Below are 25,892 nucleotides of genomic sequence, written 5' to 3'. Positions count from 1 at the left end.
GGTACGTCCGCATGAACGAACCCCTTGTCCTTGCCGGCCTGACGACGTCGCCACTCGAACTGATCTCGTTCCTGCTGGCCGTCATCACCGTCGTGCTCAACATCCGCCAGAAACACTGGGCCTGGCTGTTCTCGATCGCGTCGTCCGCCACCTACGCGGTGGTGTTTTTCGACGCGCGGCTGTATGGCGACATGGGGCTGCAGTTCGTGTTCATCATCGCGTCGATCTGGGGCTGGACCATGTGGCTGCGCGGCGCCGGCAATGGGCCGCTGGTTGTCAAGCGCCTCAATCCCGGTACCCGCGCCTGGGTACTCGTCGCCTGGTTCGCCGGCTTCGTGGTGCTCTCGACCTTCCTCGATCATTTCACCGACACCGACGTGCCACACGCCGATGGCTTCCTCACCGCCGGCAGCCTGATGGGGCAACTGCTCCTGGCGCGCAAGAAGCTCGAGAACTGGCACATCTGGATCGCGGTCGACATCCTGTATGTCGGCCTGTATGTCTACAAGGGCCTGATGCTCACGGCGGTGCTGTATGGCGTGTTCGTGCTGCTGGCTATTGCCGGGCTGCGTGCCTGGGCGGCGCATGTGGAGCAGCGGACATGAACATGCCGGTGGCCGGTGTGGCCAGGATTGCAATCCTGGGCGCGGAATCGTCGGGCAAGTCCACGTTGTCCGAAGCGCTGGCGCGCCGCTACGACACCGTCTGGGTGCCGGAATACCTGCGCGAATTCGTCGACGTCCATGCGCGCGTGCCGCGTGAGGAAGACCAGTTCGGCATCGCGCACACGCAACTGGCGCGCGAAGATGCAGCAGCCGGCGTCGCGCGGCGCTACCTGTTCTGCGACACGACGGCGCTGATGACGGCGCTGTACAGCCGCGTGTACTGGGACCGTGTGGACGCGCAACTGGCGCAGCTCGCCGCGCGTCACGCCTACGCCATCACGCTGGTGACGGCGCCCGACGGCCCGTGGGAGCCCGATGGCCTGCAGCGCGAATCCGAGGAGGTGCGCCAGATGGTGCACCGGCTGCTGCTCGAGACGCTCGCCACGCGCGGCATTGCCTACACCTTGCTGGCAGGGGACCTGCCGCAACGCTTGCGGCAGGTGGAACAGCTGCTGGGTGCACCGTAAGTCATATCGTCGGCAAGCTTTCCACGACGCTTGATCGCCATCATGTGCTTGTCGCGCGCTGCGCCGATAAGACAGAGACGTGCAGGGTGACGGCAAATAGTTTCATGGCCACGTCGCTTTGTTTCTTTGTGGCATTACAATATGCCACTTTCTGAACACGGGGCGGGACGCGATGAAAAATTGGATTGGTCGCTTGCTGGGTAGCGCCGAGAAGGAAACCATCGCGCCGGCGCCGGTCAGCGCAACGCTGACGTTTGACGACGATCAAGCCATCGCGACCGAGGTCCAGGCTACCTATTACCGTTGGTTGACGGCCAGCAGCCGCTGCAAGGCGTCGCCCGAACAGGAGACACAAATCCTGCGCGAAGTGCGCTCGCTCGCCGCCGATCCGGTCTGCGCGGCCGGCCTGGTGCCACGTATCCCCGAACTCATCGCGCAGCTTTTGACCTCGCTGTCGGACGAGAACATCTCGACCGGCGCGCTGTCGGCCCAGGTGGGACGCGACCTGGTGCTGGTCGCCGAAGTCATCCGCGAAGCGAACAGCGCCTATTACCGCCCGGTGACGCCCATCGAAACGCTGGAAGGGGCGGTGACGATGCTGGGCCTGAACGGCCTGCGCATGCTGCTCGCGCGCATCGCATTCAGGCCGCTGCTGCGCGTGACAGTGCAGGGCGTGGCGCGCCAGGTCGCACCGATCGTGTGGAAGCATGCCGAACGCTGCGCATTCGCCGCCAGCGTCATGGCGCCGGGGCTGTCAGCCGGCGTGTTCGAAGCCTACCTGTCCGGCTTGATGCAGAACCTTGGTTTGCAGGTGGCGTTTCAGGTGGCCGACCGCGTCTGCCAAGGCAAAGTGCCGGGGTCCGGCGAATTCGGCATCGCGTTCTTTGCCGCCAGCCGCGAGCTGTCATCGGTGATTGCCAGCCACTGGGATTTTCCACCGGATGTCGTCAAGGCGATCGCGCAGGCGCATGAACCGGAGGGTTCGCATCCGGCGCAGGCGCTGGCGCTGGGTGACCGGATCGCGACGCTGCGCTTGCTGCTGGACGCTGGGGTGATCGGTGATGATGATCCGCTGGTGATGCAGGGGTTGAACGGATTTGAGCGGCGGTGTCTGGGCAAGTTGCTGGAGTTGTCGGAATAAGTCCTGCGTGAGTCAAGGCGTGCGGCAGGAGAGCGTGGCATCACGCTCGAGCCCCTCCTTGTCCAACCGACAGATCGGTCAATAGCTGGCACTTTGGTATTCCCGTGCACGGGCAGTCAGTTACATCAAAGTAGTGATCTGTTCCGTTCTGCGATGCGGAGCAGGATCATATCGACCGGAAAGCGCGTCCCATCGAAGTTGTGCCTGTCAAGGGATCCTGGGTTGGACACTGCAGTTCACCGGACCGTCTCGCCAGGGTTTGCCAATTCGACAGAACCGACTTTATTCACTGTGAATATAAAAAGCCCGATCAATCGATGATGACTGGTCTATCAACAGACTTGGCATCACCGTTTCTATTCGCGATGCATATTCCACGATAGCTCACGCAGGGAATGTCAGTCGTCCGATGGTCTGCAATGCTCGCGAGATGGGCCACTATTATTTTTACGCGACTGTGGAAATCACGGCCAATTAAAATTCCGTATGCCCACGCAATCGCCGAAGAGCGTGGGACGATCTATCATAATATAATTCGGGATAGCCAAAGAGGTGCAGAGGTCAAGGGAAAATGGACTCCTCAGGAACGAAAAAAATCATGCGTGATCCAGTCGGGAATCTTGATCGCTACAATCAATTTTTGATGGAAACGTTGCATACAGAGAAAATAATTACGACGTATAAACCTGAGTCTTTGAAGCAAGAGGTGTGGTTTAAGCTGCAAACGATAGGAACGTACCGGGATCTCGTTCTGCATCAATATGGAATCGGTGATGCGATACAGGTGATCCAACAAGAGATCGTGGCTCGCGCCCCAGTTATGGCAACCAACAGCGAGTTCGTCCGTCTCAATGGTGCAGATGATCATAGAAATTTCTACGCAGTTGAAGACGAGAGGCGTGTCGATACCGCTTTTACTGCGCTGGCGCTGTTACTGCTGCCGGAGCCAGATCATCTCGATCTGTTCCGAAAACTTCTTGCTCCCGATGGGAGGCGGCAGTCTTGCCTCATGGATGTTCTGATCAAGGCCTTTGTCCCCGATCACGCTATTCAACAGACATACAAGACCGATAAAAATGCGGCCATATGGATGGAGCCGGTATTGCGGATAGTCGCTTCTGCACCCGAAAAGCGCGCCGAAGGACTGGAGCGCCATATGAGAAATTGGTGCCGAATGCTGCGCCCGTGGGGATGCAAACCTGGTCTGGTGTCCCGGTCTGCCAAGGACAGGATTTTCTGCGATTTTGCGTTTGAAGTGGCCCTGGTCGTGTGTGCCTACGATATCGATGATCGTACTTTCAGCGACCATCCTTATTACCCACGCGATCTTGTGGAATATTATCGCGCTCATCTGCGTCACACGCGTGATGCATGGCGTGCCGAAGGTGTTGGCGCCAGTGTCGCGGTCACTGCGCCGCCGCTACCGAAGAAGGCCGACCTTACCAAGACCAGGCGCAAGGGCATCGCGCGTTGGATTGAGCTAGTCTGCGACGGTAATATCGACGTCACGGAGTCTGTTCTTGATGCAGTTGGAAAACCGCGCAAGCTGGAACGTATCGATGCACTATTGGAGGCCCTCAGCGATGAGATTCAGGCTATCCACGCGGATATCAAGGACGACGAAACGGCGCTGCATCAGGCTGGTGAGCTGGCCGAGCAGCGTGATGTCGGTGAATTCGACGGGCCCTCCGGCCCACCGTTCGGTCCAGCCCGATGCAGTGCCGGCCTGTTGGCATTCGCACAATGGCTACAGCCGCGCGGCTACTGCCTGGTGGACCTCGATAACGACGACGATTCCTGGCACGCCGTTGTCGTCAAAACCGAATACCACGCCGAACTGATTGAGCTGAGCAACAGCCTGGGCATACGCACGCGCGCGCCCGAAACCGTCTACCAGGACTGACCACAAGGAGAAGGCCAATTAAGGGGGCAGGGGATCCTTGTGATCCCAAACAGGGAATATAAAGGAAACTTGAATGCGTGATCCTACAGGTAATATGACGAGTTACGCGGAATTTTTCGAACATTACGATCGCCATATGGGGTGGCGCAAAGAAAAGTTCGCCACGCTCACATTGGAGCGGCAGATCTGGTATAGCTACGAGCAGATGGGCTTGTCCCAAAAGATGGTGTTACACCGCTATGGAAGAGGTGATCGCCTTGACGAGATTCAGTCGACAGTCCGGTCGCATACGAGTTTATTGATAGGCGACGCAGAATTTTTGCGAACGAACGCGGAAGAAGGAATGAATCAGGTGTATCCCATTGATGGCACCTGGCGGGGCAACATCTCGTTTGCTGGTTTGGCATTGCTGCTTGTAGAGGCGCCGGAATATCCTGAGCTATTGCATAAAATAATTGACATCGACTTGCAGCGACGTGCTTATCTGACTGATATCCTTTTTAAAGCATTCATCCCGAACTATTCGCTGGCCAGCAAATACAGAATTGATAAATATTCTGCGGTATGGATGGACCCGATCCAGCGCTCGCTCGCATTGCCTGCCGGTGAGCGTGCCCAGGCACTCGCCACGCACATGAAGAACTGGTGCCGGATTATGCGCCCTTGGGGATGGAAGCCCAACCTCAAGCCGGTGTACGGCGGTGACAATCTGTTCTGTGATTTTGCGTTTGAAGTCGCTTTGGCGGTATGTGCCTACGACATCGACGACAGTGCCTTCAACGATCATCCATATTATCCGCGCGACTTGGTCGAACATTACCGCACGAAGATTCGCCACAACCGCGATGCCTGGCGCCCGCATGGGGCTGGCGCTGGCGTGCCGATTGTCACGCCGCCCCTTCCGAAGAGGGCGGACCTGTCCAGGTCGAAACGCAAGACCTTTGCACGATGGGTGGAACTGGTTTGCGACGGCGATATGGATGCCACTGAATCTGTGCTGGAAACGATCGGCAAACCGCGCAAGGTTGAGGATATCGACGAATTGATGGCGGCATTGGCCGCATCGAGCCAGGCGATTCAGTCTGACGTGAAGGATGACGCCACGACGCTGCTCCAGGCAGGGCGAATTGCCGAGCAACGCGCACTGGGTGATTTCGACGGACCGCCAGGTCCACCATTCGGCCCGGCTCGTTGCAGGGCGGGCTTGCTGGCGTTTGCAGATTGGCTGCAGCCGAGAGGTTACCGCCTGGTCGATCTCGACAACGACGATGACGCCTGGCATGCCGTCGTGGTCAAGGCCGAGTACCACACCGAATTCATTGAACTGAGCAATAGCTTGAAAATACGCGCGCGTGAACCTGACGCCGTCTACAACAACTAACCACGAAAAGAACGTACATGTTGGATAGTTCAAGAATCCACGTCGCGACCGCATCCTGATGTGCGACAGTGCAGACCCGTCGGCAACTGGTAGGAACTACAGTCACACCAATAACTGTAGTTCACTACCGGCTCAAATCAAAAATCAATCTGCGCCGACACCCTGAACGTCCTCGGCGCCCCTGGCAGCAAATACCCACCCAGCGACTGCGTCACGTCGCGCCAGTAGAATTTGTCGAACGCATTGTCCATCCGCGCCCGGATGATCGTGTTCAGACCACCCGCGCGCAGCAGGTACGACGCGCCAAACCCGGCCACGTGATACCCAGGGACCTTAACGCGATTGGCCGGATCGAACACCTTGTTGCCCGAATACTGCCACTGCGCGTCCAGCTTGAGCCCCGCCACCTGCGGCACTTCGTACTCGATCCACGCAGATGTGCGCAGCTCCGGTACATTGGTCACGCGCTTGCCTTCGGTGCTGGCGTCGCCCGTGTCCTTCTGGTCGGTATCGAGCGCCATCAGCGACAGGTTGTAGTTCAGGCCGGGCAGGGCGCGGCCCTGGGCCGACAGCTCGACGCCGCGGTGCGTCTGCTCGCCCGCGCGCACGAAGACGTTGGCGGCATTCGTGTACTCGAGGCCCTGGGTGATTTCAAACACGGCGCCCGACAATGCCAGCTGCTCGTTCACATTGCGCTTGACGCCAAATTCGAATTGCTTCGAGCGGCTTGGAGAGAGCACCGTGTTCTGGTTGACTGTCTCCATCGGTGCGATGCCGCCGTATTGCAGACCGTGGCTGATCGAGCCGTACACGCGCCAGTCCGGCGCCGGTGCATACACGAGCGCCACGTTCGGCAGCGCGAACGAGTCTTTCGATTTCACGCGCGCCTGGTCGATTTCTTCCAGCGCGTCGAGCTTGAGCTGGACGTAGCGCACGCCGGCGTGCAGCGTCCAGGCCGGTGACAGGGTCAGGATGTCCTGCACGAACAGCGAACGTTCTTCGGTCGCGCGGCGTTCCATCACCGGGCCGGTGACGCGGCTGCTGTCCACCGGCGGCACGATCTGGTTCTGCCAGATATTGCTCGAGCCGACGTAGTCGTAGACGTATTCGCCGAAGCTGTCGTGACGTTCGGCGTAAGCGCTGCCGATCGTCAGCGCGTGGCGTACGGCGCCCGTGTCGAAGCGGCCCTGCAGCATCGCTTGCGCACCCCATGGCGTCTTGCGCTCGCCGGTGCTCTGGAAGTCATACACGTCATAGTCGCCGTTCGAGCAGTAGCCCGGATAGTAGCCGTTGCCCTCGTTGCTGCAGCCGTACGGGAAGGCGGTGAAGTCGTCGCGCTTGAACCAGTGCTTGTTGGCGTTGACCGTCGCGGTCCAGGTGTCGCTGATGCGGTACTCGAAGCGCAATCCAAGGTTGCTGCTGTCGGTGTCGACGGGGCGTGTCCATGGCTGGTCGTTGAGCAGCGTTTTCGCCGAGATCCCGGTGGGCAGGACTTCGTTGCGCAGCAGTTGGTAGCCGGGGGCGGTGACCTGCTCCTTGTGCTGATGGTCGACATCGATCTGGAACAGCGCATCCGGCGACATCTGCCAGTCGAAGGCGGCCGAAATGAACTGGCGCTTGCCGTCGGCGCCGCGCACATACGATTTCAGGTCTTCGGCGGCCGCATTGAAGCGGTAGCCAAAGCGGCGGTCGGCGAAGCGTCCGCCCAGGTCGACCGCGCCGTACACGGTGCCGCGTTCGCGCACTTCGACGGTGGCCGAGCGCAGCGGCGCATTGGTCGGGCGCTTGGTGACGAAGTTGAGCATGCCGCCGGGCGCCGCGACGCCGGCCTGCAGGCCGGCCAGGCCGCGCAGGACTTCGATGCGCTCCTTGTTCTCGAGCGGGATCTGCGTGTCGCCCGAGATCGCGATCATGTCCTTGCGATAGCTGGTCGCGTTGTCGAGCGTGAAGCCGCGCACCGAAAACTGTTCGGCGTAGCCGATGGCGTTGTAGGCGTCGCCGATCGACGCGTCGTAGCGGCTCGCATCGCTGACGCTGCGGATCGACAGATCCTGCATCTGGCCCTGGCCGATCGAGGTAATCGACGCCGGCGCGTCGAGCAGCTGCGTTTCGGCGAAACCGCCGACGCTGGCGCGGTCGAGCGCGATCCATTTGCTGCTGGTGACGACGACCGAGGGAATGGCGTCCTGCGCAACTGCGGCAGGCGTAACAACGAAGGCCTGCACGATGGCGCAGGCAAGAACAGGGTGCTTCAGAGTGAAGGTCATGGTGTGCTCGTGTTTGCGCGCCACGAGGGCGCGCCGCTTAAATTCAAGCCGGAGCCAACGTGGGGGAAGGGCAAACGAACGGGAGGGCTGCTTTGCGCTTTCCTTCGCTGGCATTATCCAGATCAGGTACGAAGGGTATGTCTCACCCGGAACAACGTTCCAGGACCCCTAGCGAAGGCGCGAGTGTAGCACGGCGCTTGACGGCCGTGGTGAATCTGGCAAGCGTCGTGAAGCTTCAGGCTTGTGCGGTAGTGGGCGCTCTGGTCGCGGCGGCAGTCGTGGGGACCGACGCCATGCAGCGCAGCAGCGCGCTGTGGGCGGCTTCGGCAATCGCGCGCCATTGTTCGCGGCGCTGGGCGGCGCGCTTGCGGTGCTTCGATGGCATGTCGGCCAGTGGCTTGAGGTAGAACGGCAGCGTGATCTGATAGTGGCGCGCATCGTGTTCGGCGCCGCCGAGAATCCGCCAGAAGCCATCGTAGCCGCTCTCGAAGGTCGCGTGCTGGTCTGCCCGGTACGCAGGGTGCGCGGTGGCGCGCAGCGCGAGCACGCGGTCGATGCCCAGCGCTTGCGCCGCGCCCTGCAGGGCGGCGAACGCGAAGAAGCTGGGCGAGTTATTCGGGAAGGCGCGCTCGAATGCATCGAAGGCCGGACCGGCATTGCGCCACAGGCCCGCGTTGTGGGTCACCAGCGGCACGCTCGCCACTGGAAGCGCGAGTTGCGCGCCGTCGGTCCAGGTCCAAGACAGGCGATGCAGCACCGCGTCATTGGCGAGCAGCGTCAAGGTCAACCCATTCTGCGAATCGTCGCGCTGCGCCGTGCGCAGTTGCAGCGCAAAGCACCCATGCTCGCTATCGTGCTGCCACAAGATCAGGCCGGCGCTGCCATGTACCGCATCCCGGTACGTCCGGTTGAAGGTCGTCTCCTCGAAGCGCCCGTGGGAATCGAGGGACTGGTGCGCGCGCCAGTGGCGCAGGGCGTGCCAGCGTTGGGTCAATCGCGCGATGATCATGGGCGCTCCATTGGACAGAAAGTGACGGGCGAACTTTATTAAACTAGTTCCTCAGTGCAATTATGTTCCCGATTGCCAACGTGTGCTTGGATAAAGTGTAATGATTCGTCAGGAACCAACACGATTCGGGGCAGTGGCCCTGCTGACGGGGTTCAGTGCCCGAAAGGGCGTTGCTCAATAGCCACAATCGGTCCATGTCTGTGGCGCGCCACGCCTGTCGGGTTACGTTGACCGCCGCGAATGCCCGCTTGCTATCGGGAGCAGGTCATAATGGCGGCACTTATTTATCAGCACGAAAGAACATCCATGACGCACAACCAGCCGCCGGAAGGCGCCCTCGCGCAGGGCCCTGTGACCGGGAACGAATCTGTGAATGACACGCAGTCCCGCAGCATGCACCGCACGGCGTCCAGTCGCGTCGTCGGCCAGGCATCGCGCACTGCGACCGCCAAGACGGCCAGGGGCAAGGACAAGGACAGCACGGGCATTCCGCAAAGGCCGAACGCCAGCCAGGTTTCGGCGTGGAAGAAAGAAAACAAGGCCTCGATTGCAGAAACGGCGAAGCATTTCAACCTGCCGCCAACGATCGCCAAACGGTGGTGCGCCGTCGCCTGAAAGACAGGGAAGGTGCGCACGGCCGGCGTACCGTGCTTCCCGGCCTTCCGGATCGGTCTACCATGACTTTTCTCCATCAACAGGAAAAGCAATCATGGTGCAACCCTACGAACTGTTTTACTGGCCGTCGATCCAGGGCCGCGGCGAATTCGTACGACTGGCGCTGGAAGAAGCGGGCGCCGATTACGTCGACGTGGCGCGCCGCGATGGCGGTGTCGATCTGCTGATGTCCGCGCTCGAAGTCGGCGACCATCCTTCCTTTGCCCCGCCGTTCCTGAAAGCCGGTGAACAGACCATCGGCCAGGTGGCCAACATTCTGCTGTACCTGGGTGAACAGCATGGCCTGGCGCCACGCACAGAACCTGGCCGGCTCTGGGTCCACCAGCTGCAACTGACGATCGCCGACCTGGTCACCGAGGCGCACGACACGCATCACCCGATCGCCTCGATGCTGTACTACGAAGACCAGAAGCCCGAAGCCAAGCGCCGCGCGGCCGATTTCGTCGAGACGCGCATCCCCAAGTTCATGGCCTATTTTGCGCGACTGCTGGCCAATCCCGAGCCACGCGACTACCTGCTGGGCGAGCGCGTGAGCTATGCCGACCTGTCGCTGTTCCAGGTCATCGAGGGCTTGCGCTATGCATTCCCCAACGCGATGAAGAAGGTCGAGCAGGAGCATCCCGAGCTCACCGGCCTGCGCGACCGGGTAGCGGCGCGGCCAAGGATTGCGGCCTACCTGGCATCGCCGCGCCGCATCCCGTTCAACCAGGACGGCATCTTCCGTCGCTATCCCGAGCTGGACGCGTAAGCAGGTCAGTGCAACGCGACCGTCGCGGTGGTCATGCCTTTTGCAGGCACGCCGTCGCGGCGATCGAGCCAGCCGGCCAGTGTCGTGAGCAGCAGTGCGCCCACGACCACCAGCGCACCGATCCACGGCGTGGCCATCAGGCCGAGGTGCGCGACAATCAGGCCACCGCCCCATGCGCCCAGCGCGATGCCGACATTGAAGGCAGCGATGTTCAAGCCGGATGCCACATCGACCGCCTGCGGCGCATCGCGTTCGGCGCGCCGCACCACATACACCTGCAGGCCCGGCACGTTGCCGAAAGCGACTGCGCCCCAGGCCAGGACCGTCATCAACACCAGCGGTTTGCTGGGCGCCGTGAAGGCCAGCACGAACAGCACCAGCGCCAGCAGCGCAAACACGATCTGCAGTGCGCGCACCGGCCCGAGGCGATCGGCCAGCTTGCCGCCCCAGATATTCCCGGCTGCGACCGAGACCCCATACACCAGCATCACGAGGCTGACGGTCGACGCGGCGAAGCCGGACACTTGCTGCAGGATCGGCGCCAGGTAGGTGAAGGCGATGAAGCTGCCGCCGTAGCCGAGCGTCGTGATCGCATATACCAGGAGCAGGCGCGGCTTCCTCAGCACCGCCAGTTGCGTCAACAGCGGCGCCGGCTTGCTGCCGGCAATATCGGAAGGCACCAGGATGGCGCTGCCGATAACGGCAATCACGCCCAGCAGCGACACCGCGAGGAACGTCGCCTGCCAGCCGAAGTGCTGGCCGATGAAGGTCCCGAGCGGCACGCCGGTGACCAGTGCCACGGTCAGGCCGGTGAACATCAGCGCGATCGCACTAGCCGCTTTTTCCTTCGGCACCAGGCTCGTGGCGATGGTCGAGCCGATCGAGAAGAACACGCCGTGCGCGAGGCCTGTGAGCACGCGCGCGGCCATCAGCGCCGTGTAGTCCGGCGCCATCCAGGCCACCAGATTCCCGATCGTAAACAGCACCATCAGGCCAAGCAGCAGTTGCTTGCGCGGCACGCGGCCCGTCATGGCCGTGAGCAGGGGCGCGCCGATGGCCACGCCCAGCGCGTACAGGCTGACCAGAAGGCCCGCCGAGGGTACCGACACCTGCAGGCTGGCGGCGATGGTGGGGATCAGGCCGACGATGACGAATTCAGTCGTCCCGATGGCGAAAGCGCTCAATGCGAGTGCCCATAGTGCGAGTGGCATGGTGTTCTTTCTCAGAGATGGCAGGCGTGCAGTGTGCCGCCTTTGCCAGCCCGAAAAAACAGGTCCGGCTACAATGGACTTTTGATTCGGAGTCATCAATGATCGACGTGGATGCGCTGATTGTGTTTTCGGCAGTCATGGATGCGGGCTCTTTTTCGCGCGCTGCCGAGCGTCTGGGACAGACGCCGTCGGGCGTCTCGCGCACGATCTCGCGCCTTGAGGGCAGCCTGGGCATGACGCTGATCCAGCGCACGACGCGGCGCCTGCAACTGACCGAGGAGGGCGCCTGGCTGCTGGGCCGGGCGCGGACGATCCTGGCCGACCTGGCCAACACCGAGGCCGAAGCGGCGGCGCGCCGCTCACAGCCGGCGGGCCTGGTGCGCGTGAATGCCGCCACGCCGGCGCTGGGCCACCTGCTCGCGCCGCTGGTCACCGAGTTTCTGGATGCGTATCCGCTGATCGCGCTGGAACTGGTCAGCGGCGAAACCTATGTCGACCTGATCGAAGAGCGGGCCGACCTGGCAATCCGCATCGGCGCGCTTCCCGATTCGACGCTCAATGCGCGCCGCCTGGGCGCGGCGCGGCTGCGCGTGCTGGCCTCACCTGCCTATCTCGAGCGCCATGGCGCCCCGCCTGACACTGCGGCGCTGGCGAGGCATCGCACGCTGGGCTTCACGGCGCCGGCGTTGTTGAATACCTGGCCGCTGCGTCATGGTGGCGGCGAAGGCTGGACGATCACGCCGCAGGTGGTGGCGTCGAGCGGCGAGACGCTGCGGCAGCTGGCGCTGCATGGCGCGGGGATTGCATCGCTGTCGGATTTTCTGACGCGCGCGGATGTCGCGGCGGGGCGGCTGGTGCCGGTGCTGGAACAACACACCCTGCCGTGGACACAGCCCGTGTGGGCCGTGTTCTACAAGCAGGGTGCATTGGCGCCGCGGGTGGCGGCGCTGGTGGACTTCCTCGCCCACAGGCTGGGCGAGGTGCTGGAACGCTAGGTCAGAACGCGTAGGTGGCGCGGCCGTAGATATAGCGGCCCGACCGACCGAACGGCGCATACGTCGAGAATGGCGTGTTGCCGGTGGTGTTGAGCGACGGCGGCAGCGTCTCTGGATACTGGTCGAACACGTTGTCCGCGCCCAGCGCCAGGGTCAGCTTCGGCGTGACCGCCATGCGGCCTTCCAGGTCGACCGTGGTCCTGGCGCCCATCTCGAAGTCGAATGCCGCCGTGGTGCCTGGCGAGAGCACTTCGCCGTAGCGCGTGGCGCGCAGCGTCGCGCCCCACTGGCCCAGCTTCCAGTTCACGTTGGCGCTGACCTTGTTCTTCGGTTGGCCTTTTTCAAGCGACAGCACGTTGAGGCGATCGAACAGCACCGGCGCCGGGCTCAGGTTCGAGAGCTGCTCGGTCGTCGGCGTCTTGGTCACCTTGGTATCGGTGAAGTTGGCGGCCAGCGTAAAGTCCAGCTTGCCCGCATCGCCGGCGTTGTACGGCATGCTCAGCACGATGTCGACGCCCTTGGTGGTGGTGTCGACGCCGTTGATGAAGAAGCGCCCGCCGCCCACGCCGATGAAGCCCTGGCTGGCGATGTAGTTGCGAACGTTCGTCTGCGTCAGGTTTTCGGACAGGATGATGCGGTCGTCGATGTCGATGCGGTAGGCGTCGACCGTCAGACTCACGGCGCCGAACCGCATCACGGCGCCGAGCGACGCATTGATCGATTTCTCGGCGTCGAGCGGCTTGGCGCCCAGCGCGACGGCGACCGGATCGTCCGGGCGGAACGTGGTGATTTCGAACGGCACGCCGTTGATGAAGTTGGTCGAGGTCGCGGTGAAGTTCTGCTGCTGCGGCGAGGGCGCGCGGAAGCCGTTCTGGATCGCGCCGCGCACGGCGAAGTTCGGGTTGAAGTCGTAGCGCAGCGCGAGCTTGCCGGCCAGGCTGTTGCCGAAGTCCGAATAGCGCTCGCCGCGCACGGCCACCGATGCCAGCAGCTCGGGCGTGACATTCGCTTCGAGGTCGATGAAGGCGCCAATCGCGTTACGGTGCGCATCGACTTCGTTCGATGGCCGGAAGCCCGGGAACACCTGGGCGCCCGGCGCCGTCGGCGTACCGTTCGGCAGCAGCGCGCCGCCAAAGCTGTACGACTGCTCTTCGCCGGCAAACAGCTCATAGCCTTCGCGGCGCGCTTCGATACCCACGGCCACGTTCAGCGGCGACGAGAACGACGCCATCTCGACGCTGCGCACACCGGTCAGGTTCAGCACCGCCTGGTCGTACGAATAGCCGCCTGCGTAGAACGCCGTCTTGCTGGTCGGCCCGAGGGAGCGGTTCAGCGTGTTCTCGATGGTGTATTCCATCTTGTTCTTGCCGTAGCCGAGCGAGGCGTCCATGTCCCATGCGCCGGCAACCCAGGTCACGCCGCCGGTGGCCGAGAAGTCTTTCACGGTGGGCGAAATCAATGGCAGGAAGCCGTCCGGGTAGATCGACTGGATGTTGCGCGCATCCTGCGGGATGCGGGCATAGCCGGCCGACGTGGCATCGCGGTCCTGGTAGCTCGCCCAGCCGTACACCTTGACGCCGCCGCCCATGTCGTTGCCCGCATTGGCAAACAGCGTGGACTGCTTCATGTCGGGCTCACCCGTCCACGCATTGAAACGGTTGATCGTGTTCTCGCGCGGATCGAACGCGCCGTTGACCAGCGCGTACTGCTGGCGCATGTCGTAGCCGGCACGCTCGGTGCGGTTCTGGTCGCGGAATTCGCCGGCGATCGTCAGGTACCCAGTCTCGCCCAGCGCCAGGCCTTTCCAGATGCTGACCGTGGCGGTCTGGCCATCGGTGCGCTTGCGCGAGGCCGGCGCGGTCCAGGTGCCGCCGGCCGGTGGCGCTGCGTTGTACAGATCGTATTCGGTCTTGTTGGCGCCGTAGTTGACGGTCGCCTCACCGCCCGTGCGGTCGGTGCGCAGGCGCATGTTGACGACGCCCGAGATCGCGTCCGAGCCATACTGGGCCGCGGCGCCGTCACGCAGCACCTCGACCGATTTGACGATGGCGGTGGGGATGGTGTTCAGGTCGACCGCTGCCGAACCGCGGCCAATCGAGCCGTTGACGTTCACCAGCGACGACGCATGGCGGCGCTTGGAATTCACCAGTACCAGGGTCTGGTCAGGCGACATGCCGCGCAGCGTGGCAGGGCGGATGGTGTCGGTGCCGTCGGTCAGCGCCGGGCGCGGGAAGTTCAGCGAAGGCAGGGCCATCGACAGTGCCTGGGTCAGTTCGGTACTGCCCGAGTTCTTGAGGGTCTCGGCCGAGATCACGTCGACAGGTGCGGTGGTATCGAGCACGGTGCGGTTGGCCACCCGTGTACCGGTGACGACCACGGTCGCAGACGCTGCGGTGGTTTCGGCTTGCGGCGCCTCCTGGGCGTGGGCAAAGCCTGCGCACAGCGCGGCAATGGCAAGGGCAACTGCTGTCTTTTCGGTCTTGGCTCTCTGCATGATGCTGATCCTTTGATATTCGAACGCGGGTGTTCCACTGGGAAGGGCGAGGCCGGGACCTCCATTCCATACTGCTCAGCGCTTGCCATGGTGTCAATTCGTGCTAATCGCGAATGACGTAATTACAACAGTTGCCGAATGTCAGGTTCGTGTAAGGGCAAAGGCGCACGCGCGGACCGGTCTTTTTTTTTCATGCCGGCCCCGTGTATATTCGATAGCGCGGCAGGTTCCGCCAACCAGAAACCAACCACCAGAGACGATGACAGCCCTGTTCCCGAATTTCCGCGCCCTGCAAGTCGAGGTCAACCCGACCGTCACCATCAACGCCATCGTCGGTGGTTCCGGCCCGCCGCTCCTGCTGCTGCACGGCCACCCGCAAACGCACGCCATCTGGCACCGCGTCGCACCGCGCCTGGCCGAGCACTTCACGGTCGTGGCCTGCGACCTGCGCGGCTACGGCGATTCGTCCAGACCGCAGGGCGCGCCGGACCATGCCAACTACAGCAAGCGCGCGATGGCGGCCGACATGGTGGCGGTGATGCAGTCACTGGGATTTGCCACCTTCCGCGTGCTGGCCCACGATCGCGGCGCGCGCGTGGCGCACCGGATGGCGCAGGACCATCCGCAGGCCGTCGAGCGGATGGCGCTGCTGGACATCGCGCCCACGCTGGCGATGTACGAGCAGACGTCGGACACCTTTGCGCGCGCCTACTGGCACTGGTTCTTCCTGATCCAGCCGGCGCCGCTGCCCGAGCGCCTGATCGAGGCCGACCCGGCTGCGTACGTGCGCGATGTGATGGGCAAGCGCAGCGCGGGCCTGGCGCCTTTCGATCCACGCGCGCTGGCCGAATACCAGCGCTGCCTGGCATTGCCGGGCGCCGCGCATGGCATCTGCGAAGACTACCGCGCTGCGGCGACGATCGACCTCGAGCACGATCGGGTGGACCGCGATGCCGGACGCCGTTTGGCGCTGCCGCTGATGGTGCTGTGGGGCGAGCAGGGCGTGGTCGGACGCTGCTTTGATCCGCTCGCGGAGTGGCAACGGGTGGCGGCTGATGTGCAGGGCGGGGCGCTGCCGTGCGGGCACTACATTGCCGAGGAAGCGCCGGATATGCTGCTGGAACGGGTGTTGCCGTTTCTGGTGCAAGGCTGAATCGGAAAACTAATAGCATAAGGCGACAATGGCCGATATTTATGCAATAGTAACCCGCATCAACTGTGGGGCGGAATGGCTTATCGGTTTACAGGACGAACTTGAGCGATCGCCCCAGTAATACTCAATTGCGATGGCACGGCGGAAAGAATATTTGCTGTCAACTTGGCTAGAAACCAAAGCTTATACAGTACGCTCCTCAGTGTATTCAGTAGATAGGGGCTTTTCCGAGGACCGCAGTAAACAGGCCGTGGAATGCTCGAAAAACAGCCTGAATAGTTCTCCCTCTGAATTTATCTCCAATCCACTTTATTCAGAGCTTCACATGGCTCCAAACCACTTCGCTCCAGCCTGGGCAAATCCGACACCTTCTTCGTGTCACATCGGCCACGAGCAGGCAGAGGAGGCGAGACTGTTTGGTCCTACTGCTCGGCTTGACAGCCGGCATGCGCGTAACCGAGCTTGCGCAGATCGAAGTTCAAGACGTGCTGTTCCGGCCCGGCGCGCGTCGGGACGAAATCAGCCTTCGCGTAGCGATCACGAAAGGGGGCCGACAGCGTTGCATCTACCTCATCCACGTAAAGGCCATCGAGGTGCTTAATCGATACCTGGAATATCCGAATGGCGCGCCGTCTACGCACGACGAGTGAGCTAGGCCGCTACCGGGCCTTAGAGAAGGCGAGCAAACTCATCCTTACGCACAGCGGGGGCAAGTTCCACCTCAATACCAAGCGCCGCGTGATCTGGGCCGGCGAGCCTGTCGACTACCTTGCTTGCGAAAGCCTGCAGTCTCACATCACAAAGCTGTACCGCGACGCTGCATACGGGGCGGCTCGTCACACAGCGGCCGCCGTACGATGAGATCACGGTTGATCCAATAGGGCGAATAAGTCGAAACAGTCCAGTTGCTGCTTTGGCACGCCGAGCTTGATCAGGTTTGTCCGTACCTGCAAGTGTCGCAGAAAAAGCTCGAAAAGATGTTCGCCACAGTTCACTAGCTAGCCAAGTCAAAAAAACACACCCAAAAGACAACAACTGCAGGGCATTGTTATGGTTGTCATGTTTTATTCCATCAATGCTTATCGACTTATTAAGCGTTAGCTTATAATATTGCAAATACGAAACTCGTGTTGTCGCACGATCAAATCCCGTCAGCGATGCGCATTTGTGCTACGCACACCGCTGCACCCATGTACAAACCAAGGATAAATCAATGACTACCAGAACCGTAACATATTCTTCATGTGGGAAGAATCAACAGGTACCTGCAGATTTAATTGCTGCGCACTGCATGTACTGTGGCCAGACTGTTACCATTCAGGGCTTGACGCAAGTATCAATGGGCCCGGCTCTCGAGAACCTACTGGGTATGGCACGTACGGCTGAATCGTCTAATAACGTTGACGAAGCGGTAGCGTATTACAACCGGGTACTTGAAATGAATCCTAACCTGGCCGAAGCATGGATCGGCAAAGGGCGCGCCGCGGGCTTTCAGTCAACATTGGCATATTTGCGAATTAACGAAAGTGTTGTGGCGTTCAATCATGCGATCGCCAACACACCAGTCCAGCAGCGTGATCATGTGATCGACACATGTGTAGCTGAAACAAATGGGCTGGTGGCGACTATTTACGGCATGTCTGTAGATCAGGCTCACCAGTTCGCCGCCGTTGACGGGCAATGGGCCGACCATATCGGCCGTGTGACGCAACTGCTTCAGGCTTTAGAAACCGTACGGGCTTGGAGACCTGATGATAAAAATACGCTTGAGAATATTGTTACCTTATGTTCGCAGTTAATTGAAGGTGTGCAATATGTTGGTTTTGACCAAGTTCCCAAAGCAAATTTTCTTGTTCCTCAGTTTGAGCAAGAGATTCGTGACCAAATGCTGTCTGCGGCGAACCGTCTAGCGGAGCTTAACCCGGACTTTGTAATACCGAATCCGGTAGCTAAAAAGCCGGCATCTGCGTGCTTTGTGGTCGCCGCGGCCATGGGAAGCGAAGATCACCCGACGGTGGAGACACTTCGCCAATTCCGCGATCGTTGGCTGAACAAGCGGAGCTTGGGACGTGGTTTCATTTCGTTCTATTATCGCCGGGCTCCAGCTGCCGCTGATTACATCCGACATAGAAAACTCGCGAGGGCTGTAGCCTACGCCATTCTAGTGGCCCCAGCTGCTGCCGTTGCCCGCGTTATTCTGAGCAGTATTCGACGTTGACAAACGTATTGTCCGAATTCGAAGCGTTGAAACGTCGCATAGGTAAGGCAGCAGCATGCTTTAGGGCCTCGGTGACGTCACCGGATGTCAACAGAAACCCTTTGGTTTTGGTGGCACCTTCATTGCTTGATGAAGAATAGGGAAAAACACATGGCCGATATTTATCTCTAGAATGTTGTTGACGAAAACGGAAAGACCTAGACCATTCATGCAGAGCGTACCGAGTCGCCGTTTAAAGGGCACGAGTTCGACGCTTATTGGAGCCGAGCTCTGGACGGGACGGATTGGGCCGTATCTGATGTTGAAACGGGTGCTTTGGTTATGACCGGGGACACAAATATGAATGGATACTCCCCTGCAAAAAGAGCACGTTCAGAAGTAGAATTTTCTACTTAAGAAAGAGAAAGTTCTACATGAAGACGTCCCTGCTTTACTGACAGCCAGATCATTACCATCCTCAAGCAGGCCGAAGCCTGCAACCCGGTACAGGAGCTATGTCGAGAACATGGCATCAGCAATGCCACGTTCTACAAGTGGCGCACCAAGTTCGGTGGTATGGAAGCGTCACCGATGGCACGCATGAAGGAGCTGGAGGAGGAAAGCCATCGCCTCAAGAAGATGTATGCAGAGGAGCGTCTCAAGGCTGAAATTGTCACCGAGGCCCTCACAAAAAAATGGTGGCGCCATTTCAGCGGCCGGAGATGGCGCAGTGGCCGTTGCCCAACGGTGAGCCACAATCAGCTTGGCTTGCCAGGCGTCCGGAATCAGCCAGACCTGCTACCGAAACAAAGCCAAGCTGGACGCGGAAAACAACGTGCGAGAGCAGAAGGAACCGATCAAGGTATACAACTGAGCCACGGTCGCTAGTGAAATTGGGATGTCCTACGAGTTTATTCAGAAGTTGGCTATTCGATCGAATGTGGTAACAACGGCGTCACGGAAACGGCGCTTGGCGGTGTAAGCGATTGACCGCGGCGCTCAAGAATCTCTTACCACCAAGAAAAGCTAGCCGACGGCGCCAGTGAACGTGATGGTCGCGCACACGCCGCGACCATGCTCGCCTGCCTCCAGCGAAATCGTGCCGCCATTTCTCGCCGCACCCCGTTCAGCAATCGCCAGCCCCAAGCCAGAACCCAGCTGCTCCTGCCCCGGCACCCGGTAGAACCGCTCGAATACCTTGTCGCGCAAATCCGGCGCAATCCCCGGCCCCCCGTCGCAGATCGCCAGCCGGTAGCCATGAGCAGCACGCGTCAGGTAAACAGTGATGCGGCCATCCGTCGGTGAATACTTGATTGCGTTGCTGATCAGGTTATCGACCGCCGACGCCATGCTTTCCAGATGCAGCGGCAGCATGCCGCCGGCGTCCGGGGCAGCGTCGAATTCGATCTCGATATTGCGTTGCACCGCCAGGTGCGCTGCCGTTGCCACGCGCTCACGAACGAAATCGGCCACGTTCGTCAGCGGACACGCCTGCGCCACCTGCGGTTCGGCCCGTGCGCGTTCGAGCGCCAGCAATTGGTGCACCGTGTGCGTGGCGCGCGCGACGCCGCTGCGCAGGCCGGCCGCCGGCTCGGCGCAGCGCTCGGCCATCTCGGCGCCGGCGCGGCTCATCAAGACGTGGGCGTTGATCTGGATGGCCGCCAGTGGCGTCTTGAGTTCGTGCGCGGCGTCGGTCAGGAACTCGTGTTCGTGCTCGATGCGTTGGGAGAGGCGATGCATCAGGCCGTTGATCGCCACCACCAGCGGCGAGAGTTCCTTGTACTTCGAGTCGGGCAGCGGCGTCAGGTCGGCATCCGTGCGCTGGGCGATGCTCGACGCGATCGAGCGCAGCGGCCGCAGGCCAATGCCGACGATCAGCCATGCCGGGATCAACAGCAGCGGCAGGCTGAAGAAGGTCGACGACAGTAAAAAGCTCACGCCCCAGATGGTCAGCATCCACTCGTCGTCGACTTCGTGACGGCGCTCGACGACGATGCGGTTGGTCGCGTCATGCGCTGTCCAGCGTACCCAGCCGTAGGCGCCGCGCGCGGCCACCTCGGGCAGCACGTCCGGCAGTTCCGGCATCGAGTTGTAAAGCAGGCGGCCATCGAGCCAGACGCGCACGCGCACGCGCGAGTGGTAATCGAGCTCCTTGAACATGCGCTCGCGGTTCACCTCGATCGCAGCGAGGGCTGGCAGCATGCGCTCGGGCCGCGCGCCGGAGTCCACCAGGTGCGACAGGATGTTGAGCGTGTGCGCCTTGTTTTCGCTGAAGGTGCGCGTGCGCTGCGTGACCTTGGCTTCGTAGAACATCCACAGCACGCCGATGATCGCGACGCTGACGATTACGCCGGCAAAGCTGAACATCAGGCGCCGGAACAGCGAGGACTGCCTAAACGTCACGCTGCACCATGTAGCCGACGCCGCGCACGGTGCGGATCACGCCTTCGCCCACTTTCTTGCGCAGGTTGAATATGTGCACGTCGAGCGTCTGGCTCTGGCCTTCGCCGGAGGGCAGGGCGCGCCGTTCGAGCTCGACGCGCGTGAGCACGCGGTTGGCCTGCTTCATCAAGGTAAGCAGCAGCGCGAATTCGGTTTTTGACAGCGTGACGCTCTGGCCGGCGCGCGTGACGAGCATGCGGTTTTCGTCCAGTTCGATGTCGCCCGCCACCCACAGGTTTTCTTCGAGTGCACCGTGGCTGCGGCGCACGATCGCGCGCAGGCGCACCAGCAGTTCGGGAATCTCGAAGGGCTTGATCAGGTAATCGTCGGCGCCCAGGTCGAACCCCTTCAGGCGGTCCTGCAGGCTGTCGCGCGCGCTGATGATCAGGACCGGCAGGCGCACGCCTTCATCGCGCAGCGCGCGCAGCACGTCGGTGCCGTCGCCATCGGGCAGGCCCAGGTCGAGCACCACCGCGTCGAACGATTCGCTGCGCATGCGCGCGGCCGCGCCCTGGGCCAGGCGCAGCCAGACTGCCGTGTGGCCTTCGTCCTGGAACACCGACAAGAGTGCCTGGCCGATCGCCAGATCGTCTTCGATCATCAGAATTTTCATGCCGGAAGTGTAGCAGTGCGCTGCGCTTCGGGCGTCGCAGCGAATCTTCAGATTCGCTTTAGCCATACGTTGACCGCGCATCCCCGATGCCGGACTATCCGGGGCGACCGCTTTCAGGTTGAAAATGCAATAGAAAACAAGACGAGACAGGAGACGAAGGATGCGTACCAGTTTATTGAAGATGAGCCTCGTAGCGCTGGGCATGGTGATCAGTACCGGCGCGTTCGCCGCCGAAGATCTGATGGCCACCGTCGAGTCGCCCGGCAAAGTGCTCAAGGTGTCGTTGCAGGTCGCCCCGGACGGGCGCCTGTCGTACCAGGTCGAGCGCAATGGCCAGCCGGTCATCGCCCCGTCGCGCCTGGGCTTCGTGCTGGCCAGCGACAAGCCGCTCGATGCCGGCTTCGCGATGGAGCGCCATTTGGTCACGGCCCATGACAGCACCTGGGAGCAGCCGTGGGGCGAGCGCCGCACGGTGCGCAATCATTACAGCCAGCTGCGCGTGGACGTCCACCAGAAGAAGGATGGCCGTCGCCTTGCCATCGTGTTTCGCGTGTTCGACGATGGCGTGGGCTTTCGCTACGAATTCCCGAAGCAGGCCAATAACCGCGCCGTGCACATCGCTGACGAGCTGACCGAATTCGTGGTGGCGCAGCCAGCTACCGCCTGGTGGCAGCAGGCCGGTGAAGTCTGGGCGCTTGAATACCCGATCCAGAAGACGCCACTGCGCGAAGTGGGCATGGCCAACACGCCGATGACGGTGCGCATGGAAAACGGCACGCACATCGCCTTCCACGAAGCCGCACTGGTCGACTACGCGTCGATGTGGCTGCGCCGGGTCGAAGGCCAGCGCCTGCGCGCGCACCTGACCCCGTCCGCCAATGGCGCGCCCGTCGTACGCACCGGCAGCTTCACGACGCCGTGGCGCACGATGCAGATCGCGGGCGATGCGGCGGGCCTGTACATGTCCGACCTCGTGCTGAACCTGAACGAGCCGAACAAACTGGGCGACGTCTCGTGGGTCAAGCCATCGAAGTACGTCGGCGTCTGGTGGGACATGCACCTCGAAACCAAAACCTGGGCCGCGGGCGACCGGCTCGGCGCGACGACCGAGTACACGAAGCGCTACATCGACTTCGCTGCGAAGAACGGCTTCCGTGGCGTGCTGGTCGAAGGCTGGAATCCGGGCTGGGACAGCGACTGGGCCGGCAACGGTGCGGACATGGACTTCACCCGTTCCACCCCGCGCTTCGACCTGCCGGCACTGGCAGCGTATGGCAAGCAGAAGGGAGTGCACCTGATCGGTCACCACGAGACCGGCGGCAATATCGCGCACTACGAGAAGCAGCTGGATGCGGCGCTGCGCCTGTATGCAAAGAACGGCGTGGACAGCATCAAGACCGGCTACGTGACCGATGGCGGCGCCGCCCAGTTCATGGGCAAGAATGGCAAGGTCCACTTCGGCTATACGGATTCGCAAGAGGGCGTGCGCCACTACCAGAAGGTGGTCGAGGATGCGGCGCGCTACAAGATCGCGATCAATACGCACGAGCCGGTCAAGGACACGGGCCTGCGCCGCACGTATCCGAACTGGATCTCGCGTGAAGGCGCGCGCGGCGTGGAATACAACGCCTGGGGCAATCCGGTCAACAGCGTCGAGCATGAGGCCAATCTGGTGTTCACCCGCATGCTCAGCGGTCCGCTTGACTATACGCCGGGCATCCTGAGCCTGGAAGGCAAGGACAAGAAGCCGTTCAACTCGACCCAGGCCAAACAGCTGGCCAACTTCGTCGTGATCTATTCGCCGGTGGTGATGGCGGCCGATCTGATCGAGCACTACGACCGCTATCCGGGCGCGTTCAAGTTCATCCGCGACGTGCCGACCGACTGGGACGATACGCGTGTGCTGCATGGCGCCGTGGGTGAATACGCGACCATCGCGCGCAAGGATCGCAACTCGAGCGCCTGGTACGTCGGCTCGGTCACCGATGGCAATGCGCGCACGCTCGATCTGCCGTTGTCGTTCCTCGATGCCGGCAAATCGTATGTGGCCGAAATCTACCGCGATGGCGACAAGGCCGACTACCGCAGCGAACGGCGCTTCGACTTGGTGATCGAGAAGCGCAATGTCAAGAGCACCGACACCATCAAGATGGTGCTGGCGCCGGGCGGTGGGCAGGCGATCCGGCTGGTGCCGGCCGGCTGACCGACCGTTAGTCAAAGAACCGGCGCCCGCGGGCGCCGGTTTTCGCATATCCTGTCGGACTGTTCTGTCCACCCGCGTCGTCCATGTCCACATCTTCCTCGCCGTCCAGCACCACCTCCGCTACCACCCCGGCCGTCCCGGGTGCGGTCATGCAAATCCTTCTCTCGGTTGCCTTCGTCCACCTGCTCAACGATTGCGTGCAGGCGGTGCTGCCGTCGATCTACCCGCTCCTGAAGCACGAATTCAACCTGACCTTCACCCAGGTCGGCCTGATCACGCTGACGTTCCAGTGCACTGCCTCGCTGCTGCAGCCATGGATCGGCCTGTACACCGACAAGCGGCCGATCCCGTTCCTGCTGCCGGCCGGGATGTGCGTGACGCTGTTCGGCGTGGGCCTGCTCGCGTGGGCGAACAGCTATCCGATGCTGCTGGTTGCTGCCGGCATGATCGGCGTGGGCTCGTCGACCTTTCACCCGGAAGCCTCGCGCGTGGCGCGCCTGGCGTCGGGCGGGCGCTTCGGGTTTGCACAGTCGGTGTTCCAGGTTGGCGGCAATGCCGGCTCGGCCCTGGGGCCGTTGCTGGCGGCGGCGATCGTCGTCGGCCGCGGGCAGGCCGAGATCGCCTGGTTCATGTTGCTGGTGCTCGTTGCGGTGGCGGTGCTGGTGGGCGTGAGCCGCTGGTACAGCAACCACCTGATGAACATGGTCAAGAAGGCCGCGCTGCATGCCGGTCCGGCGTTGCCGCGCAAGAAGGTGATCCAGGCGCTGGTGGTGCTGGCGCTTCTGGTGTTCTCCAAGTACATCTATATGGCGAGCCTGCAGACCTATTACACCTTCTTCCTGATCGAGAAGTTCAAGCTACCGGTGGGCACCGCGCAAATGTACTTGTTCCTGTTCCTGGCATCGGTGGCGCTCGGCACGTTCGCGGGCGGGCCGATCGGCGACAAGATCGGGCGCAAGCGCGTGATCTGGTTCTCGATCCTGGGCGCGGCGCCGTTCACCATCGCGCTGCCGTACGCCGACCTGTTCTGGACCGGCGTGCTGTCGGTGATCATCGGCCTGGTGATGTCGTCGGCATTCTCGGCCATTGTCGTGTTCGCACAGGAACTGGTGCCGGGCAAGGTCGGCCTGATCTCGGGCATCTTCTTCGGCCTGATGTTCGGCATCAGCGGCGTGGGCGCGGCTGCAATGGGCAGCATCGCCGACGTGCACGGCATCGCGCAGGTGTACCAGATCGCCTCGTTCCTGCCACTGCTGGGCATCCTGGCCGTGCTGCTGCCGCGCATCGATACCCGGCGCTAGCGGCCCGGCGCTATGATGGGTGTTTCCAATCACTGAGGAAGCATCCATGCGCCAGGATATTGAACTTCTCGCCGCCTTCGACGACCACGGTGAGGGCGGGAATCCGGCCGGCGTCTGGATCGGCGCGGCCTTGCCGCCGGCTGCCGAGATGGCCGCGATGGCGCGCGACGTCGGTTTTTCTGAAACCGCGTTTGCCGCGCCCGAAGGCGAGGGGTGGCGCGTGCGCTACTTTTCGCCTGCTTCCGAGGTGCCGTTCTGTGGCCATGCGACGATCGCCCTGGGCGCTGCGCTGGCACGCCGACATGGCGCTGGCCGCTTTGCGCTGACCCTGAACGCCGCCGCCATCACCGTCGAGGGCCGGCAGGATGGTGCCCGGCTGCAGGCGGCCCTGCAGTCGCCGCCCACCCGCAGCCGGCCCGCGCCGGCCGCTCTTGTCGACGCTGCGCTCGCGCTGTTCGGCTACGGGCACGCCGACCTCGATCCCCGCCTGCCGCCCGCATGCATCCATGCCGGCGCTGATCACCTGTTCCTGGCACTGTCCAGCCGCGCTACGCTGGCGGCGATGGATTACGCCCTCGACGCAGGTCAGGCATTGATGGCCAGCCACGGCCTGGTGACGGTCGTGCTGGCCTGGGCCGAGCACGATAATCTGTTTCATACGCGCAACGCTTTTGCGTCCGGTGGCGTGCTCGAAGATCCGGCCACGGGCGCCGCGACGGCAGCGCTGGCCGGGTATCTGCGCGATCTCGGCTGGCCGCATGGCGGCCGGATCGAGATCGTGCAGGGCGAGGACATGGGCATGCGTTCGCTCATTACTGCCGAATTTACCAATGTAATTGGCAGCCCGATCCGTGTGGCGGGCAGCGCGCGGATGCTGTGATTGCGGCAGCCATTATGCAACGCACATGGTGTGCGTGACGCAGCCATTTTTCCCGGTTTCCCGCTCATTCAAACTGAAGGTGAAAAGTACGCCTGCTCCGCAAATCGATTTTCCGTAAGCGGATTGATAATTGAATCCAGTTAATTT

The 25,892-nt window shown here is 62.0% G+C and carries 20 protein-coding genes, 1 pseudogene and 1 riboswitch; of the genes and pseudogenes, 15 read left to right on the top strand and 6 right to left on the bottom strand.

Features of this window, described 5'->3' with window-relative positions; translation table 11 throughout:
- Window positions 1-11 precede the first annotated feature (11 nt).
- The 5 genes from pnuC to AC56LW_RS01310 all read left to right on the top strand — a co-directional run bounded on the left by pnuC (window position 12) and on the right by AC56LW_RS01310 (window position 5,557).
- On the top strand, window positions 12-605 hold the full coding sequence (gene pnuC, locus AC56LW_RS01330; protein ID WP_332531091.1) for a nicotinamide riboside transporter PnuC: 594 nt from the start codon (window positions 12-14) through the stop codon (window positions 603-605).
- Complete coding sequence (locus AC56LW_RS01325) at window positions 602-1,132, top strand: AAA family ATPase (protein ID WP_499630878.1); 531 nt, start codon at window positions 602-604, stop codon at window positions 1,130-1,132. The genes pnuC and AC56LW_RS01325 overlap by 4 nt, the downstream gene beginning before the upstream one ends.
- Window positions 1,133-1,304: 172 nt before the next feature.
- On the top strand, window positions 1,305-2,273 hold the full coding sequence (locus AC56LW_RS01320) for an HDOD domain-containing protein (RefSeq protein ID WP_499630876.1): 969 nt from the start codon (window positions 1,305-1,307) through the stop codon (window positions 2,271-2,273).
- Between the two features lie 598 nt (window positions 2,274-2,871).
- Window positions 2,872-4,176, top strand: coding sequence for a DUF6630 family protein (locus AC56LW_RS01315; RefSeq protein WP_499630874.1), 1,305 nt, complete (start codon window positions 2,872-2,874; stop codon window positions 4,174-4,176).
- Between the two features lie 73 nt (window positions 4,177-4,249).
- Complete coding sequence (locus AC56LW_RS01310; protein ID WP_499630871.1) at window positions 4,250-5,557, top strand: DUF6630 family protein; 1,308 nt, start codon at window positions 4,250-4,252, stop codon at window positions 5,555-5,557.
- A gap of 137 nt (window positions 5,558-5,694) precedes the next feature.
- Here AC56LW_RS01310 and AC56LW_RS01305 read toward each other — a convergent pair whose 3' ends face one another.
- Entirely contained in the window at window positions 5,695-7,824 is a 2,130-nt protein-coding gene (locus AC56LW_RS01305; protein WP_499630868.1) for a TonB-dependent siderophore receptor, read from the bottom strand.
- An 82-nt stretch (window positions 7,825-7,906) separates the two neighbouring features.
- Window positions 7,907-8,004, bottom strand: a riboswitch (TPP riboswitch).
- Between the two features lie 55 nt (window positions 8,005-8,059).
- Window positions 8,060-8,833 (bottom strand): DUF535 family protein, encoded by a 774-nt coding sequence (locus AC56LW_RS01300; protein WP_499630865.1) that lies wholly within the window; start codon window positions 8,831-8,833, stop codon window positions 8,060-8,062.
- Window positions 8,834-9,139: 306 nt separating this feature from the next.
- Between AC56LW_RS01300 and AC56LW_RS01295 the strand changes: the two genes are divergently transcribed.
- Together AC56LW_RS01295 and AC56LW_RS01290 are read left to right on the top strand one after the other, a co-directional pair.
- Entirely contained in the window at window positions 9,140-9,448 is a 309-nt protein-coding gene (locus AC56LW_RS01295) for a hypothetical protein (RefSeq protein WP_499630861.1), read from the top strand.
- Between the two features lie 94 nt (window positions 9,449-9,542).
- Complete coding sequence (locus AC56LW_RS01290) at window positions 9,543-10,256, top strand: glutathione S-transferase (protein WP_332531101.1); 714 nt, start codon at window positions 9,543-9,545, stop codon at window positions 10,254-10,256.
- A gap of 5 nt (window positions 10,257-10,261) precedes the next feature.
- Here the strand turns inward: AC56LW_RS01290 and AC56LW_RS01285 are convergent, their stop codons facing one another.
- Window positions 10,262-11,467, bottom strand: coding sequence for an MFS transporter (locus AC56LW_RS01285; protein ID WP_499630858.1), 1,206 nt, complete (start codon window positions 11,465-11,467; stop codon window positions 10,262-10,264).
- A gap of 98 nt (window positions 11,468-11,565) precedes the next feature.
- Here AC56LW_RS01285 and AC56LW_RS01280 point away from each other — a divergent pair, with 98 nt between their 5' ends.
- Entirely contained in the window at window positions 11,566-12,462 is an 897-nt protein-coding gene (locus tag AC56LW_RS01280; protein WP_499630855.1) for a LysR family transcriptional regulator, read from the top strand.
- Between the two features lies 1 nt (window position 12,463).
- Here AC56LW_RS01280 and AC56LW_RS01275 read toward each other — a convergent pair whose 3' ends face one another.
- Window positions 12,464-14,956, bottom strand: a complete 2,493-nt coding sequence (locus AC56LW_RS01275) for a TonB-dependent receptor plug domain-containing protein (protein ID WP_332531104.1) — start codon at window positions 14,954-14,956, stop codon at window positions 12,464-12,466.
- A gap of 259 nt (window positions 14,957-15,215) precedes the next feature.
- Here AC56LW_RS01275 and AC56LW_RS01270 point away from each other — a divergent pair, with 259 nt between their 5' ends.
- The 4 genes and pseudogenes from AC56LW_RS01270 to AC56LW_RS01255 all read left to right on the top strand — a co-directional run.
- The gene (locus tag AC56LW_RS01270) at window positions 15,216-16,109 is read left to right on the top strand and encodes an alpha/beta fold hydrolase (protein ID WP_499630851.1); all 894 of its coding nucleotides are present in this window, start codon (window positions 15,216-15,218) and stop codon (window positions 16,107-16,109) included.
- A 275-nt stretch (window positions 16,110-16,384) separates the two neighbouring features.
- Window positions 16,385-16,759, top strand: a complete 375-nt coding sequence (locus AC56LW_RS01265) for a tyrosine-type recombinase/integrase (protein ID WP_499632842.1) — start codon at window positions 16,385-16,387, stop codon at window positions 16,757-16,759.
- A gap of 563 nt (window positions 16,760-17,322) precedes the next feature.
- Window positions 17,323-18,327 carry a CFI-box-CTERM domain-containing protein gene (locus AC56LW_RS01260; RefSeq protein WP_499630848.1) on the top strand — a complete coding sequence of 335 codons (1,005 nt, stop codon included), beginning with the start codon at window positions 17,323-17,325 and terminating at the stop codon, window positions 18,325-18,327.
- A gap of 444 nt (window positions 18,328-18,771) precedes the next feature.
- Window positions 18,772-19,138, top strand: a pseudogene (locus tag AC56LW_RS01255) (transposase); the annotation flags it as partial.
- Between the two features lie 194 nt (window positions 19,139-19,332).
- Here the strand turns inward: AC56LW_RS01255 and AC56LW_RS01250 are convergent.
- Together AC56LW_RS01250 and AC56LW_RS01245 are read right to left on the bottom strand one after the other, a co-directional pair.
- Window positions 19,333-20,709 (bottom strand): ATP-binding protein, encoded by a 1,377-nt coding sequence (locus tag AC56LW_RS01250; RefSeq protein ID WP_499630845.1) that lies wholly within the window; start codon window positions 20,707-20,709, stop codon window positions 19,333-19,335.
- Window positions 20,699-21,361, bottom strand: a complete 663-nt coding sequence (locus AC56LW_RS01245) for a response regulator (RefSeq protein WP_258834815.1) — start codon at window positions 21,359-21,361, stop codon at window positions 20,699-20,701. The genes AC56LW_RS01250 and AC56LW_RS01245 overlap by 11 nt, the downstream gene beginning before the upstream one ends.
- A 160-nt stretch (window positions 21,362-21,521) precedes the next feature.
- On the opposite strand from AC56LW_RS01245, the gene AC56LW_RS01240 reads away from it, so the two are divergent.
- The 3 genes from AC56LW_RS01240 to AC56LW_RS01230 all read left to right on the top strand — a co-directional run bounded on the left by AC56LW_RS01240 (window position 21,522) and on the right by AC56LW_RS01230 (window position 25,745).
- Window positions 21,522-23,564 carry a glycoside hydrolase family 97 protein gene (locus AC56LW_RS01240; protein ID WP_499630842.1) on the top strand — a complete coding sequence of 681 codons (2,043 nt, stop codon included), beginning with the start codon at window positions 21,522-21,524 and terminating at the stop codon, window positions 23,562-23,564.
- 149 nt (window positions 23,565-23,713) lie between these two features.
- Window positions 23,714-24,865, top strand: coding sequence for an MFS transporter (locus tag AC56LW_RS01235; protein WP_499630839.1), 1,152 nt, complete (start codon window positions 23,714-23,716; stop codon window positions 24,863-24,865).
- Between the two features lie 46 nt (window positions 24,866-24,911).
- A complete protein-coding gene (locus AC56LW_RS01230) occupies window positions 24,912-25,745 on the top strand; it encodes a PhzF family phenazine biosynthesis protein (RefSeq protein WP_499630836.1) in 834 nt (277 codons plus the stop codon).
- Window positions 25,746-25,892 lie beyond the last annotated feature (147 nt).

This window comes from Telluria sp. LT2P80, from assembly GCF_059685955.1.
This window is presented reverse-complemented; position numbering and strand designations above follow the sequence as displayed.

Coding starts and splice junctions, on each gene's coding strand:
- pnuC (WP_332531091.1), top strand. CDS start 12: ATGAACGAACCCCTTGTCCTTGCCGGCCTGACGACGTCGCCACTCGAA.
- AC56LW_RS01325 (WP_499630878.1), top strand. CDS start 602: ATGAACATGCCGGTGGCCGGTGTGGCCAGGATTGCAATCCTGGGCGCG.
- AC56LW_RS01320 (WP_499630876.1), top strand. CDS start 1,305: ATGAAAAATTGGATTGGTCGCTTGCTGGGTAGCGCCGAGAAGGAAACC.
- AC56LW_RS01315 (WP_499630874.1), top strand. CDS start 2,872: ATGCGTGATCCAGTCGGGAATCTTGATCGCTACAATCAATTTTTGATG.
- AC56LW_RS01310 (WP_499630871.1), top strand. CDS start 4,250: ATGCGTGATCCTACAGGTAATATGACGAGTTACGCGGAATTTTTCGAA.
- AC56LW_RS01305 (WP_499630868.1), bottom strand. CDS start 7,824: ATGACCTTCACTCTGAAGCACCCTGTTCTTGCCTGCGCCATCGTGCAG.
- AC56LW_RS01300 (WP_499630865.1), bottom strand. CDS start 8,833: ATGATCATCGCGCGATTGACCCAACGCTGGCACGCCCTGCGCCACTGG.
- AC56LW_RS01295 (WP_499630861.1), top strand. CDS start 9,140: ATGACGCACAACCAGCCGCCGGAAGGCGCCCTCGCGCAGGGCCCTGTG.
- AC56LW_RS01290 (WP_332531101.1), top strand. CDS start 9,543: ATGGTGCAACCCTACGAACTGTTTTACTGGCCGTCGATCCAGGGCCGC.
- AC56LW_RS01285 (WP_499630858.1), bottom strand. CDS start 11,467: ATGCCACTCGCACTATGGGCACTCGCATTGAGCGCTTTCGCCATCGGG.
- AC56LW_RS01280 (WP_499630855.1), top strand. CDS start 11,566: ATGATCGACGTGGATGCGCTGATTGTGTTTTCGGCAGTCATGGATGCG.
- AC56LW_RS01275 (WP_332531104.1), bottom strand. CDS start 14,956: ATGCAGAGAGCCAAGACCGAAAAGACAGCAGTTGCCCTTGCCATTGCC.
- AC56LW_RS01270 (WP_499630851.1), top strand. CDS start 15,216: ATGACAGCCCTGTTCCCGAATTTCCGCGCCCTGCAAGTCGAGGTCAAC.
- AC56LW_RS01260 (WP_499630848.1), top strand. CDS start 17,323: ATGACTACCAGAACCGTAACATATTCTTCATGTGGGAAGAATCAACAG.
- AC56LW_RS01245 (WP_258834815.1), bottom strand. CDS start 21,361: ATGAAAATTCTGATGATCGAAGACGATCTGGCGATCGGCCAGGCACTC.
- AC56LW_RS01240 (WP_499630842.1), top strand. CDS start 21,522: ATGCGTACCAGTTTATTGAAGATGAGCCTCGTAGCGCTGGGCATGGTG.
- AC56LW_RS01235 (WP_499630839.1), top strand. CDS start 23,714: ATGCAAATCCTTCTCTCGGTTGCCTTCGTCCACCTGCTCAACGATTGC.
- AC56LW_RS01230 (WP_499630836.1), top strand. CDS start 24,912: ATGCGCCAGGATATTGAACTTCTCGCCGCCTTCGACGACCACGGTGAG.